At 75.9% G+C, this 13,576-nt stretch carries 9 protein-coding genes; 3 read left to right on the top strand and 6 right to left on the bottom strand.

Going from position 1 to position 13,576, the window contains the following annotated elements; translation table 11 throughout:
* Window positions 1–5: 5 nt before the first annotated feature.
* Window positions 6–374, bottom strand: coding sequence for an Asp-tRNA(Asn)/Glu-tRNA(Gln) amidotransferase subunit GatC (gene gatC, locus H9X71_RS06690; protein WP_191148885.1), 369 nt, complete (start codon window positions 372–374; stop codon window positions 6–8).
* A gap of 56 nt (window positions 375–430) precedes the next feature.
* Between gatC and H9X71_RS06685 the strand changes: the two genes are divergently transcribed.
* Window positions 431–877, top strand: a complete 447-nt coding sequence (locus H9X71_RS06685; protein ID WP_244961868.1) for an META domain-containing protein — start codon at window positions 431–433, stop codon at window positions 875–877.
* Window positions 878–892: 15 nt separating this feature from the next.
* Here H9X71_RS06685 and H9X71_RS06680 read toward each other — a convergent pair whose 3' ends face one another.
* The 4 genes from H9X71_RS06680 to H9X71_RS06665 form a co-directional block, all read right to left on the bottom strand.
* Window positions 893–2,242 (bottom strand): alpha/beta hydrolase, encoded by a 1,350-nt coding sequence (locus H9X71_RS06680; protein WP_244961866.1) that lies wholly within the window; start codon window positions 2,240–2,242, stop codon window positions 893–895.
* Between the two features lie 136 nt (window positions 2,243–2,378).
* Window positions 2,379–4,883, bottom strand: a complete 2,505-nt coding sequence (ligA, locus tag H9X71_RS06675; RefSeq protein ID WP_191148882.1) for an NAD-dependent DNA ligase LigA — start codon at window positions 4,881–4,883, stop codon at window positions 2,379–2,381.
* Window positions 4,884–4,890: 7 nt separating this feature from the next.
* Window positions 4,891–6,051: a tRNA 2-thiouridine(34) synthase MnmA gene (mnmA, locus tag H9X71_RS06670; RefSeq protein ID WP_191148881.1), complete on the bottom strand. Its 1,161-nt coding sequence runs from the start codon at window positions 6,049–6,051 to the stop codon at window positions 4,891–4,893.
* Window positions 6,048–7,253 (bottom strand): cysteine desulfurase family protein, encoded by a 1,206-nt coding sequence (locus tag H9X71_RS06665; protein WP_191148880.1) that lies wholly within the window; start codon window positions 7,251–7,253, stop codon window positions 6,048–6,050. Before H9X71_RS06665 ends, mnmA begins: the two co-directional genes overlap by 4 nt.
* 19 nt (window positions 7,254–7,272) lie before the next feature.
* Between H9X71_RS06665 and H9X71_RS06660 the strand changes: the two genes are divergently transcribed.
* Both H9X71_RS06660 and H9X71_RS06655 read left to right on the top strand, forming a co-directional pair.
* Window positions 7,273–9,330 (top strand): glycogen debranching protein, encoded by a 2,058-nt coding sequence (locus tag H9X71_RS06660; protein ID WP_244961861.1) that lies wholly within the window; start codon window positions 7,273–7,275, stop codon window positions 9,328–9,330.
* Between the two features lie 119 nt (window positions 9,331–9,449).
* On the top strand, window positions 9,450–10,793 hold the full coding sequence (locus H9X71_RS06655) for an SGNH/GDSL hydrolase family protein (protein ID WP_244961859.1): 1,344 nt from the start codon (window positions 9,450–9,452) through the stop codon (window positions 10,791–10,793).
* Window positions 10,794–10,841: 48 nt separating this feature from the next.
* Here H9X71_RS06655 and glgP read toward each other — a convergent pair whose 3' ends face one another.
* On the bottom strand, window positions 10,842–13,397 hold the full coding sequence (gene glgP / locus H9X71_RS06650; RefSeq protein WP_191148878.1) for an alpha-glucan family phosphorylase: 2,556 nt from the start codon (window positions 13,395–13,397) through the stop codon (window positions 10,842–10,844).
* Window positions 13,398–13,576: the final 179 nt, after the last annotated feature.

Genomic DNA, 13,576 nt, shown 5'->3' with positions numbered 1-13,576 from the left:
TGCTCCTACTGCTCTTCGCCGAGGATCGCCGACACCTTGAAGCGGCTGCCGTCGTGCTCGGGCGCGCCGGCCAGGGCCTGCGCGGTGGTCAGGGTCTCGCCGGGCACGTCGGGCCGGTAGACGTTGACCAGCGGGATCGGGTGGCTCGTGGCGGGGACGTCGGGCGTCGCGACCGCGGTGACCTTCGCGACCGACTCGACGATGAGGCCGAGCTCGGCCGTGAGGGTGTCGACCTCCTCGTCGCTCAGGCGGATGCGCGCGAGGCCGGCGAGGTGCTGCACCTGCTCCCGGCTGATCTGCTCCGTGGGGGTCGGCGCCTGGGGCGTCTCGTCCCCGCTGGTCGCGTCGGCGGGCTCGGGCCGGGTGTCGGACATGCGTCTCCAAAGGACTGTGTGCGGGGGTACCGGGAGATTCTATTAGCGTGACCCCCATGCCCACCGCAGCCCGGATCCCCGCCCGACGCCGATCCGGTCGCCGCCTGGGCCTCCCGGTCGCGGCCGTCGCCGCGCTGGCCCTCCTCCCCCTCGCCGGCTGCGCGCCCGTCAGCGACGTGCGCGGCAACTGGCACCTCGTCGCCGCGTCGGACTCCGCCGGCGCGCTGGCGGTGGGCGACGCGCTCGTGACCATGCGCGTGGGCGGCGGGGAGATCAGCGGCCGCGGTCCGTGCAACGACTACTCGGGGCGCATCGGCGAGGAGGGCCCGGGGATGCTCGCCGGCGTGACGACGGGCGCTCTCGCGTGCGACGACGACGACGTGGAGGCGCGCTACCTCCGCGACCTCGTCGCGGTGTCGGCGATGCGGGTCGACGACGGGCACCTCGTCGCCACCGGTCCGGACGACGTGCGGCTGGAGTACGCCGAGCGCAGCCGGGGCTGACGCCCGCGCGTCGCGCTAGCGGCCTCGCCCGTCCGCCCGGACGTCGAGCCCCGCCGGCCGGTCGATGCCGATGAGCGCCAGGTTGCGGAACGACTCCGTCCCCCGGTCGAAGTAGCTGTTGTGCCCCACGACGCCGGCGAGGGCGCCGTCGGCGGAGACGCCCGCGGAACCCGGGCTGCCCTCCACGTCGAAGCGCCGGGCGCCGAAGGACGGGCTGCCGGGGTCGAGGCCGAAGAACGACGAGCCGACGACCGGATCCCACGGCGCCTGCCCCACGAAGACGCGCCCCGCGGGCACCGCCAGCTCGGACGCCTCCCGCACGGCGCCGCCCGGCGACCCGACGAGGGCGAGGGCGTCGACCGACGCGCGACCGCCGGAGAGCGCGAGCATCGCCGCCGTGGTGCCGTACGAGTGCGCGATGACGGTGACGTGCGGCGGGTCGTCGCGCCGGACGCCCTGGATGCCCTGGATCGCGTCCTCGAGGTACTCGGCGCCCTCGCGCGCGAGGTCGAGCGTGCCGACGCCCGTGAGGTCGGGCGTGCGGTAGCCGATCCAGGCGACGGACGCGACGCCCCCCGCGGCCGCGGCACGGGATCCGAGCAGCGTGGTCTGGTGCTCCTGCAGGCGGGACGCGACGTCGGTCCAGTCGACGAGGCGGTCGGCCACCGAGTAGTACATGCCGGGGACGACGAGGTCGACGAAGGACGCGGTGTCGAGGTCGCCCACGACGACGCCGGCGCGGCCCGGCCAGCTCACGTCGAGCGTGAGCAGGGAGCGCGGCACGCCGCCGGGCGCGGGCCGCAGCGCCGCGCGGACCTCGGCGAGCATCCGCAGATCGCGGCCGACGACCTGCTGCGCCCCGCGGCCGGGGGTGGCCGCGGCGGCCTCGTGCAGCTCGCGCTCGCGCTGGGCGAGGAGGAGGCGGTTGGCGGCGTCCCGCTCGACCACCGGCACGCCCTCGAGGTTGCCGACCAGCTCGGGGATGCCCGCGGCCAGGTCGTCACGCTCGTCGGGCGCGAGGTCGTCCCACCACGCGTCGACCGCGGTGACGGACGGCGGGCGTCGGATGAGCTCGCGGATGGTGCCCGGGACGGCGTGGGCGAGCGCACGGAGCGCCGGCGGGTCGAGGGACGGGAGCGCCGCGAGGAGCGCGACGGGCGACGTGCCGCGGAGCGCGGCGTCGCTCACGTGCGGGTCGCGGAGCTGCGCGAGCGCCCGGCCGACGCCCGGCAGGCGCGCGCCTGCGGCGGGATCCGCGGCGCCGGGCCCAGCGAGCACGGCGGACCCGGGCGCGGCGTGGGCCGGCTCGGCGGGGACCACGATGACCCCGACCAGCCCGCAGACGATGGCCGAGACGGTCAGCAACGCACGGACGCGAGTCGACACGGTTCGAGAGCCCCCCAGAGAGCCGGCGCGGGAGGGCCGGCGCCGGAGGATGGCGGGTCCCGCGGCGGCGCGCTCGTCCATGCTATCGGCGGACGGAGCCCGGGGCGAGGGCGGGTCAGGCGGTGCCCGCTCCGCCCTCGTCTGGGGCGGCGGGGGCGTCGGCTGCGTCGGGTGCGTCGGACGCGGGATCCGACGCCGGAGCCTCCGCGTCCGCGTACGCCGGGGCCTTCCGCTTCCGCGTGCGCTTCGGCTTCGGCTCGGCGTCGCCCGCCTCGGCAGCGGGCGCGTCCGCGGACGGCTCGGGCTCCGGGAGCGCGATGGCGTCCGGGCCCTGCTCGACGAGGAGCCGGAACTCGGCGGCGTCGATGATGCGCACGCCGAGCGCCTCGGCCTTGCCGAGCTTCGAGCCGGCGCCGGGACCGGCCGCGACGTAGTGCGTCTTCTTGCTGACGCTGGATCCGGCCTTGCCGCCGGCCGCCATGATCGCCTCGAGCGCGCCCTCGCGGGTGTAGCCCTCGAGCGACCCCGTGGCCACGACCGTGAGGCCCGCGAGCACGCCGCCCGCGGCTGCCGCGGCTCCCGGCCCCGGGTGGCCGGGCACCGCGGTGACGACGCCGGCCCGCTCCCAGCGGTCGACGATCTCACGGTGCCAGTCGACCTCGAACCAGTCGAGGAGCGCGTCGGCGATGATGCCGCCCACGCCGTCGACGGCCGCGAGCTCCTCGCGGCTGGCGGCGCGGATGGCGTCGAGCGAGCCGAACCAGCCGGCCAGCGCGCGGGCCGCCACGGGGCCCACGTGCCGGATGCTGAGGGCCACGAGGATCCGCCAGAGGTCCTGGGTCTTCGCCTTCTCCAGGTTCTCGAGCAGCACCTCGGCCGACTTCGAGGGCACGCTGTCCGCGTCGCCCCAGGGCTCGGCGGGATCGAACGCGCCGTCGCGCTTCGCGACGCGCTTGCGGCGGAACGGCGTGACGCGCTTGGCCTCGCCCGTCCTCTCGTCGACCTTGACCATGCCGGTCTCGGCGTCGCGGACGACCACGGTGATGGGCACGAGGTCGGCCATGGTGAGCTCGAACAGGCCCGCCTCGGTCTCGAGCGGCGGGTCCTCGGGCTCGAGCGGCTGGGTGAGCGCGGCGGCGGCGACCTCGCCGAGGCCCTCGATGTCGAGCGCGCCGCGGGAGGCGACGTGCTCGACGCGCCCGCGCACCTGCGCGGGGCAGCTGCGCGCGTTGGGGCAGCGGAGGTCGATGTCGCCCTCCTTGGCCGGCTTCAGCGGCGTGGAGCACTCCGGGCAGAGCGTGGGCATGACGAACTCGCGCTCGGTGCCGTCGCGGAGCTCGACGACCGGGCCGAGCACCTCGGGGATGACGTCGCCGGCCTTCCGCAGCACGACGGTGTCGCCGATGAGCACGCCCTTGGCCTTGACGACCTGCTGGTTGTGCAGCGTGGCCTGGCGCACCTCGGATCCGGCGACCTCGACCTTCTCCATGACGGCGAACGGCGTGGCCCGGCCGGTGCGGCCGACGCTCACGACGATGTCGAGGAGCGTGGTGTTGACCTCCTCGGGCGGGTACTTGTAGGCGGTGGCCCAGCGCGGGGCCCGGCTGGTGGCGCCGAGCTCCTCGTGGAGCCCGAGGTCGTCGACCTTGACGACGATGCCGTCGATCTGGTGCTCGACCTCCGCGCGGTGGGCGCCGTGCCGCCGCACGAACTCCACGACGTCGGCGACCTCGTCGAACACGCGGAAGTGCGTGGAGATGGGCAGGCCCCAGCCGGCGAGCAGCTCGTAGACCTCGGACTGCGCGGACACGTGCGCGTCGCGCTCGAGCTCTCGCACGGGCCACGCGCCGATTCCGTGCACGAGCATGCGGAGGCGGCGGATGCGCGCGTGCATGAGCTCGAGGCGCGCGGGGCTCTTGCCGTCCTCCTTCTGGCGCAGGGATCCGGCTGCCGCGTTGCGGGGGTTCGCGAAGACGCGCTCGCCCACCTCCAGCTGCCGGGCGTTGAGCTCGTCGAACTCCGCGACGGGGAAGAAGATCTCGCCGCGCACCTCGACGAGCGGCGGGTGCCCGCTGCCCTCCAGGCGCTCGGGGACGGTGCCCATCGTGAGCACGTTGCGCGTGACGTCCTCGCCGACGACGCCGTCGCCGCGCGTCGCCGCCGTGACGAGCACGCCGTGCTCGTAGCGCAGGTTGATGGCCAGCCCGTCGATCTTGAGCTCGCTGAGGTAGCGGACCCGGCCGCTGCCGGCGTCGCGCTCGACCTTGGCCGCCCACTCGGCGAGCTCCTCCTCGCTGAAGACGTTGTCGAGGCTGAGCATGCGCTCGGCGTGCGTGACGGGCGCGAAGAGCGTGGTCTCGGCGCGGCCGCCGACCCGCTGCGTGGGGCTGTCCTGGCTGCGGAGCTCGGGGTGTGCCTCCTCGAGCGCCTCGAGCTCGTGGACGAGCGCGTCGTACTCGGCGTCGCTGACGGTGCTCGCGTTGCCCTCGTAGTACTCGTCGCGGTGGCGCTCGATCTCGGCGCGCAGCTCGTCGACGCGCGCGGACGCGGCCGCGACCTCGGGGGGCGTGGTGTCGGGGACGGCGTCGTCGGCGGGCGAGGCGGTGGCGGTGTCGCTCATGCGCGCGTCACTTCCCCGCGGCCGCGCCGACGAGCTCGGCGCGCATCGGCGGCCGCGCGTCGGCGACGGCGCTCACGGTGCGGTCGATGGTGACCTGCCCGAGCACGCGCGTGCCGGCGTAGACGACGGCGGTCTGCCCGGGGGCGACGCCGATGAGGTGCTCTCGCGGGGTGATCACGAGCTCCATGATGCCGTCGACCTCCGACACCGCCGCCCGCGCGGGCACGGGGTCGGCGTGGGCGCGGATCTGCACGTCGCAGTCGAACGGCTGGTCCGGCCGCGTGGGCGGGGTGCCGGCCCAGGTGAAGGAGGATCCGGCGATCTCGCGGATCGCGAGCGCCTCCTGCGGCCCGACCACGACCGTGTTGTCCTTCGGCCGGATCTCGAGCACGAAACGCGGCCGGCCGTCGGCGGCGGGCGTGCCGATCGCGAGGCCCTTGCGCTGGCCGACCGTGAAGGCCGCGGCGCCCTGGTGCGTGCCGATGACGGCGCCCGCCCCGTCGAGGATCTCGCCCGGCGCCGCGCCCACGCGGTCGGCGAGCCAGCCGCGCGTGTCCCCATCGGGGATGAAGCAGATGTCGTGGCTGTCGGGCTTCTGCGCCACCTGGATCCCCCGGGCCGCGGCCTCCGCACGCACCTCGGCCTTCGAGGGCGTCGAGCCGAGCGGGAAGTACGAGTGCGCGATCTGCTCGGCCGTGAGCACGCCGAGCACGTACGACTGGTCCTTGGCCCACGCGGCCGCGCGGTGCAGCTCGGGCTGGCCGTCGGGTCCCGTGAGGACGTCGGCGTAATGGCCCGTGCAGACCGCGTCGAAGCCGAGGTCGAGGGCCTTCTCGAGGAGCGCGGCGAACTTGATCCGCTCGTTGCAGCGCATGCACGGGTTGGGGGTGCGCCCCGCCTGGTACTCGGCGACGAAGTCGTCGACCACGTCGGCGGCGAAGCGCTCGGAGAAGTCCCACACGTAGAACGGGATGCCGAGGAGGTCGGCGGCGCGGCGCGCGTCCATCGAGTCCTCGATGGTGCAGCAGCCGCGGGATCCGGTGCGGAGCGTGCCCGGCATGCGGCTGAGCGCGAGGTGCACGCCCGTCACGTCGTGCCCGGCCTCGACGGCGCGGGCGGCGGCCACGGCGGAGTCGACTCCGCCACTCATCGCTGCGAGGATCTTCACCCTGCGAGCCTACGCGCCGCCCGTCCCGCAAGCCCCGCCCGGGAGGCGCGGGCGACGGCGTCCGGCAGCGCCGCGAGCAGCGCGTCGACGTCCGCGTCGGTCGTCGTGCGGCCGAGCGTGAAGCGGAGCGCGCCGCGGGCCTCCCCATCGGGCACGCCCATGCCGAGGAGCACGTGCGAGACCTCGGGGACGCCGGCCTGGCACGCGGATCCGGTGCTCACCGAGACGCCCGCCATGTCGAGCAGGAGCAGCAGCGAGTCGCCCTGGCAGCCCGCGAAGGTGAGGTGCGCGTTGCCGGGGAGGCGGCCGGCGGGATCCGGGTCGCCGCGGAGGACGGCGCCCGGCACGTCGCGGAGCACCGTCGCCACGAGGCGGTCGCGGAGGGCCGCCAGCCGGATCCGTTCGGCGTCGAGCTCGGCGACCGCGAGGGTCACGGCCGCGGCGAAGGCGACGGCGGACGCGGCGTCCTGCGTGCCCGAGCGCACCTGCCGCTGCTGGCCGCCGCCGTGGATGAGCGGATCCACCGTCGCCGTCCGCGCCAGCACGAGCGCGCCGCTGCCGACGGGACCGCCGACCTTGTGCGCCGAGACGCTGACGGCGGAGACGCCCGCGTCGCGCCAGCGCCGGAACGGGACGGGCACGTGCCCGAGGGCCGCGACCGCGTCGACGTGCACGGGCACCCCGTGGGCCGCGGCGAGCGCCGCGAGCTCCTCGACGGGCTGGATGGTGCCGACCTCGTTGCTCGCGGCCAGGAAGGTGAGCAGGGAGGCGGATCCGGGGTCCGCGGCGAGCGCGGCGGCGACCGCGTCGACTCGGATGCGCCCGAGCGCGTCGATCGGCAGCCGCTCGACGACGGCGCCGCTCCGCTCGAGCCACTCGACCGTGTCGACCGTGGCGTGGTGCTCGCCGTCGGGCACGAGGATCCGCGTGCGCCGGGGGTCCTCCGCCGCCCGCGCCGCGTGCAGCCCCTTGATGCCGAGGTTCACCGACTCGGTGCCGCCGGAGGTGAGGACCACCTCGACCGGATCCGCGTCGAGCGCCCGGGCGATGGCCTCGCGCGCCTCCTCGAGCACGCGCCGGGCCTCCTGCCCGTGCGAGTGGATGGAGGACGGGTTCCCGACCAGCGTGATCGCCCCGGCGAGCGCCGCGATCGCCTCCGGCCGCATCGGGGTCGTGGCCGCGTGGTCCAGGTAGACCGTCATGCCCCCTACCCTAGGTCGCATGCCGCGCCCCGGACCGCCCGAGACCCTGGGGCTGACGCTCTCCGACCGGGGCGCCACGCTGCGCGTCGTGAGCCACGGTGCCTCCGCCGTGGAGCTCACCGTCTCCGCCGCCGACGACCCCCGCCGCGTGGCGCAGGTGGTCGCCATGGAGCGCGGCGACGGCGGCGTCTGGACGGGGTCGAGCGAGCTGCTCGTCCCGGGCACCGCGTACTCGGTGCGCGTGGACGGGGACCCGGCGCCCGGCGACTCCTTCGACCCGACGCGCCACCTGCTCGACCCCTACGCCCGCGGCCTCGTGCAGGTCGGCCCGGCCGCCTGGCGCTCGGTCGTCACGAGCGAGGTGCCCGAGGCCGAGCGCGCCGCCCGCCGCGCCGCGCGCCCGGTCGTGCCGCGCGACCGCCAGGTGCTCTACGAGCTCCACGTGCGCGGCTTCACCAAGCTCGACGAGCGGCTGCCCGAGGAGCTGCGCGGCACCTACGCGGGGCTCGGGCACGCGTCGACCGTGGAGCGCCTGGTCGACCTCGGGATCACGACGGTCGAGCTGCTGCCGGTGCACGCCTCCGCGAGCGAGGAGCGGCTGCGCGCGCAGGGGCGGATCAACCACTGGGGCTACAACACGCTCGCCTACCTCGCGCCGCACGCGCCGTACGCGACGCGCGCCGCGCGGGAGGCGGGCGCCGACGCGGTGGCGCGCGAGTTCCGCGGCATGGTCGACGCGCTGCACGCGGCCGGGATCCAGGTCGTGCTCGACGTCGTCTACAACCACACGGCCGAGGAGGGCGCCGACGGGCCGGTCACGAGCCTCCGCGGCATCGACGGCTCCCGCTACTACCGGCACACGCCGGACGGCACGCCCATCGACGTGACGGGGTGCGGCAACACGGTCGACCTGTCCCGGCCCGACGCGCAGCGCCTCGTGCTCGACTCGCTCGAGCACTGGTCCGACGCGATGGGCGTCGACGGCTTCCGCTTCGACCTCGCCGTCACCCTCGGCCGCGACGAGCACGTCGACTTCGACCCCGCGCACCCGCTGCTGCGCGCCATCGTCGAGGACGAGGCGCTCCAGGGGCTCCTCACGATCGCCGAGCCGTGGGACGTCGGCATGGGCGGCTGGCGCACGGGCGGGTTCGGATCCGGCTGGAGCGAGTGGAACGACGGCTACCGCGATGTCGTGCGCGACTTCTGGCTCACCGACGTGGCGGAGGCCCGTCGTTCGGGCCGCGCGCCGAACGGGGTGGGCGCCCTCGCCTCCTGCCTCGCGGGATCCTCCGGCACCTTCGCCGCCGACCGCGGACCCCTGGCCTCCGTCTCGTTCGTCACGGCGCACGACGGCTTCACGCTCGCCGACCTCACGTCGTACGACCGCAAGCACAACAGCGGCAACGGCGAGTCGAACCGCGACGGCACGGACGCGAACCGGTCGTGGAACCACGGGGTGGAGGGGCCGACGCGCGACGCCGCCGTGCTCGCCGCCCGCCGCCGGAGCGCCCGGGCCCTGCTCGGCACGCTGCTGGTGTCCGCAGGGATCCCCATGCTCACCATGGGCGACGAGCGCGGCCGCACCCAGCGCGGCAACAACAACGGCTACTGCCTCGACAACGCGGCGACGTGGATGCGCTGGGACGACGACGCGTGGCGCCTCGACCTGGAGGCGACGACGCGGCACCTCCTCCGCATCCGGCGCGAGAACCCGGCGCTCCGACCCGTCCGGTACGCGGAGCCGGACGCGCGCGTGCCGAGCGCGTCGGTCCTCGCCTGGCGCGACGCGGACGGCGCGCCCATGACGGACGCCGCGTGGGAGTCGGCCGACACCCGCACGCTGCAGTGGATCGCCACGTCCACCCCCGAGACCGAGGACCCGAGCTGCGTGCTCGTCGTCGTGCACGGGCTCGAGACGACCGCGACGGTGACGCTGCCGGAGCACGACGGCGTCGTCGCGTGGCGCCTCCTGTGGTCGAGCGGCTGGGAGCGGCCCGAGGCCGTCACCGTGGACGACGCGCCCGGGACGCGCGTGGAGGTGCCCGGGCCCGCGCTCCTGATCCTCCGCGCCGTCTGAGCGGATCCGGCCCGGACGGGGGTCGCGGCGGGTTCGCGTCGCCCGGCGGTCGTGTGCTCTCCTGGAGGAGCCCGCACGATCCGCCGCGCCCGCCGCGCCCGAGGACGAGGACGCCGCCCGTGACCGACGACCACCCCGCCCCGCCCGCCCGCGACCCGCACGCGGGGTCCGATGGCGGCCCCCGGGCCGCGGATCCCGCCCGCCGCCGCACCCTCACCCGCCGGACGCTCGTCGCGGGCGGCGGCCTCGCGGCGCTGACCGCGGTGGCCGCGATCGCCGGCTGCACGACCGCGCCGCGCCCGGCCGACCCCACGGCGAGCGCATCCGGCGGCCCCTCCCCCGCGCCGTCGGATCCGCCCGCACCCGGCGTGACGGAGTCCGGCGGCCCGCCCGTCGAACCCATGACCTACGCGCCCGACGACGCCCTCGCGGGCTTCTACGCGCTCCGCGAGCAGGTGCGCGAGCGGCGGCTCGCCATCGGCGTGCTGGGCGACAGCATCGCCGAGGGCCAGGGCGCGAGCACCCTGCAGCACGCGTACCCGGCGCAGCTCCGCGACCGGCTGCGCGGCGCGTACCCGTCCGGCGCGCGCGGCGGCCTCGACTACATCGCGTCCCGGCACCAGATCACGGTGCCCGCCGACCAGGGCTTCTCGTTCACCGGGACGCCGGCGTCGGGCGCGCGCCACGGCTGGGGCCGCCGCGTGGTGCCGCTCACCGAGGCGTCCGGCCCCGGCTCCTACGCGGCGCGCATGACGTCGGCGCGGATCTGCTGGTGGGCGCCCGGCCTCGACGCGGCCATCACGGTGCGGGTCGACGACGGCGAGCCCGAGACCGTCCGCGCGGAGGCCGGCGGCTCGCTCACGTGGACGAGCCCCGTCATGGACTCCGCCGAGCACGAGATCGCGGTCGCGTGGGCGGGCGGCGCGCCCGAGCTCGAGGGCGCGTGGCTGTTCGACGGCGACGAGGACCGCGGCATCCACGTCATCGAGGGCGGCAACAGCGGCTCGCAGCTCTGGCAGCTGTCGGAGCGGGCGCGACCGGACGGCGTGAGCACGTGGATCCGCTCCGCCCCGCGCTTCGAGCTCGACCTCTGGATGCCCGAGCACCTCATCAACGACGTGGTCGTCCGGACGCCCGAGCAGGTGCGGTCGGACGCCGCCGTGCTCATCGAGCTGATCCGCACGACGAGCGAGGCGCCCATCCTCTTCACGCCGCCGTACGAGCGCACCACGCTGCCCATCCGCGGCACGACGTGGGCCGACTACATCGGCGCCCTGCGGGACGCGGCCTCCGCGGATCCCCTCGCCGACGTCTTCGAGATCGGCGCATACATCCCGCGCATGGTCGGCGAGGGCGCGTCCGACCCGTACGGCTGGATGGGCCCGGACAACCACCCGAACGACCGGGGCTACGCCCGCTTCGCCGAGGTGCTCGCCGCGAAGCTCTCCGCGACCCCGGCCTGATCCGCGCGGGCGGCGCGCCCGGTCCTCCCGGGCGCGCCCCGCCCCGCGTCAGACCGCGACCGCGACCAGCCCCGGCTCCGCGCTCGAGGCCAGCAGCTCGTGCCGCGGCACCACGCGCACGGTGTAGCCGAACGGCCCCGCGCTCGCGAGCCGGACGGTGCCGGCGAACTCCTGCTGCCCGCCGGATGCGCCGAGGGGCGCGAGCGCGTGCCGCACGACGTCCACAAGCACGTCGCCCTCGCCCGTGCGCCCGTGGACGACCTCGACCGTCACGTCCTCCGCGTCGAGCCCGCCGAGGGCCACCCACGCGCGCACGCGCAGCTCGTCACCGACCTGCGCCTGGTGGCCGACCCCCTCCGACTCGACGTGCGCGACCTGCACCGACGGCCAGGCCCGGGACACGCGCGTGCGCCAGGCCGCCAGCTCGCGGGCGCGGGCGTGGTCGTCGGCCGCGACGATCCGCTGCGCCCGCCCCGCGGGCACGTACAGCCGCTCCACGTACTGCCGCACCATGCGGTCGGCGCTGAGCTCGGGCGAGAGCGTGGCGAGCGTGTGCCGGATGTCGTGCACCCAGCCCGGGGGCACGCCGTCCGCGTCGCGCTCGTAGAAGCGCGGCGCGATGCGGTTCTCGATGAGGTCGTAGAGGGCGGTCGCCTCCATCGCGTCGCGCTCGGCGCCGTCGTGCGCCCGGTCGGCCGACGGGATCGCCCAGCCGTTGACGCCGTCGAAGTACTCGTCCCACCAGCCGTCGAGGATCGACAGGTTGAGCGCGCCGTTGAGCGCCGCCTTCATGCCGGACGTGCCGCACGCCTCGAGCGGCCGCAGCGGGTTGTTGAGCCACACGTCGGTGCCCGGGTAGAGCAGCTGCGCCATGCCGATGTCGTAGTCGGGCAGGAAGACGAGCCGCCCGCGGATCTCCGGCTCCGCCGCGAAGCGCACCAGCTCCTGGATGAGGCGCTTGCCCTCGTCGTCGGCGGGGTGCGACTTGCCGGCCACGACGATCTGCACGGGCCGGTCCGGGTCGGTGAGGATGCGGCGGAGGCGCTCGCGGTCGTGCAGCATGAGCGTCAGCCGCTTGTAGGTGGGCACGCGCCGCGCGAAGCCGATGGTGAGGACCTCCGGGTCGAGCACGTCCTCGAGCCAGCCCGGCTCGACGCCGCCCGGGTTCTGCTCGCGCCAGGCGCGGGCGACGCGGCGTCGGGCGTCCTGCACGAGCTGGCGGCGCATCCGGCCGCGCACGTCCCAGAGGTCGCCGTCGCCGACGGCGGGCGACGACCAGTCGGCCGCCGTGGTGTCCGTCGTGCCCAGGCGCTCGGCGGCGAGGTCGGCGAGCATCGGATCCGTCCACGTCGGCGCGTGCACGCCGTTCGTCACGCTCGTGATCGGCACCTCCTCGGTGTCGAACCCCGGCCACAGCCCGGCGAACATGCCCCGGCTGACCTCGCCGTGCAGCTGCGAGACGCCGTTGGCGCGCTGGGCGAGGCGGAGGCCCATGAGCGCCATGTTGAACACGTCCGGGGATCCGCCGTCGTGGCCCTCGGCGCCGAGCTCCAGCACGCGCTCCACCGGGACGCCCGGCAGCAGCCGGTCGGTGACGTGCGCGCGCACGAGCGCGAGGTCGAACCGGTCGATGCCGGCCGGCACGGGCGTGTGCGTCGTGAAGACGGTGCCCGCGCGCACCACCTGCAGCGCCTCCTCCACGTCGAGCCCCTCGGCCATGAGCGTCGAGACGCGCTCGAGCCCGAGGAAGCCCGCGTGGCCCTCGTTGGTGTGGAACACGCGCGGCACGGGCGATCCGGTGAGCTCGGAGTGCGCCGCGATGGCGCGCACGCCGCCGATGCCGAGCAGCAGCTCCTGGTGCAGCCGGTGCTCGCCGCCGCCGCCGTAGAGCCGGTCGGTGACGCCGCGCAGGTCGTCGTCGTTCTCCGGCACGTCGGTGTCGAGGAGGAGGAGCGGGATCCGGCCGACGCGGGCCTGCCACACGCGGGCGTGCAGCGTGCGGTCCGCGGGGAGCGCGAGCGTGACCTGCAGGGGCTGGCCCGCGGCGTCGCGCAGCACCTGGAGCGGCAGGCCGTCCGGGTCGAAGACGGGGTACGTCTCCTGCTGCCAGCCGTCGGAGGAGATCCCCTGGCGGAAGTAGCCGGAGCGGTAGAAGAGCCCGACGCCCACGAGCGGGACGCCGAGGTCGGAGGCGCTCTTCAGGTGGTCGCCCGCCAGGATCCCGAGGCCGCCGGAGTACTGCGGCAGCGCGGCCGCGATGCCGAACTCCGGCGAGAAGTAGCCGATCGCCTCGGGCACGTCGCCCTCCAGCGACTGGTACCAGCGCGGCTCCCGGCAGTAGGCGCGGAGGTCCGCGCGCTGCTCCTCGGCCCAGGCGACGAAGCCGGGGTCGGCGGCGAGCTCCCGCAGGCGCTCCTGGTCGACCGCGCCGAGCAGGGCGACCGGGTCGTGGCCCGTCCCCTCCCACAGCTCCGGGCTGACGTGCGCGAAGAGGCGCCGCGTCGGCTCGTACCAGGACCACCGCAGGTTCCCGGCGAGCTCGTCCAGCGCGGACAGCTCCTCCGGGAGGACGGCACGGACGGTGAAACGGCGGATGGCCTTCACGGGACTCCCTCGGACCGGTCGGCGGCGGAGGCACCCGCGCGCTCGGCCCCGAGCCTAGGGGCGCGGGGTGGACCGCACCAGGGTCGGCCGCGCGCGTGGACGCGGGCCGGACGGGCGGTGACGCGGCGGCGTCGGGCATCCGGACGGCGTCCGCCGCGGCCGCGCCGAACGACAGCCGG

The sequence above is a fragment of the Clavibacter zhangzhiyongii genome, assembly GCF_014775655.1.
GTDB classification, from domain to species: domain Bacteria; phylum Actinomycetota; class Actinomycetes; order Actinomycetales; family Microbacteriaceae; genus Clavibacter; species Clavibacter zhangzhiyongii.
Note: the sequence above shows the minus strand (reverse complement) of the source record. Positions and strands in the feature narration are given on the sequence as shown.

Coding starts and splice junctions, on each gene's coding strand:
- gatC (WP_191148885.1), bottom strand. CDS start 374: ATGTCCGACACCCGGCCCGAGCCCGCCGACGCGACCAGCGGGGACGAG.
- H9X71_RS06685 (WP_244961868.1), top strand. CDS start 431: ATGCCCACCGCAGCCCGGATCCCCGCCCGACGCCGATCCGGTCGCCGC.
- ligA (WP_191148882.1), bottom strand. CDS start 4,883: ATGAGCGACACCGCCACCGCCTCGCCCGCCGACGACGCCGTCCCCGAC.
- H9X71_RS06665 (WP_191148880.1), bottom strand. CDS start 7,253: ATGACGGTCTACCTGGACCACGCGGCCACGACCCCGATGCGGCCGGAG.
- H9X71_RS06660 (WP_244961861.1), top strand. CDS start 7,273: ATGCCGCGCCCCGGACCGCCCGAGACCCTGGGGCTGACGCTCTCCGAC.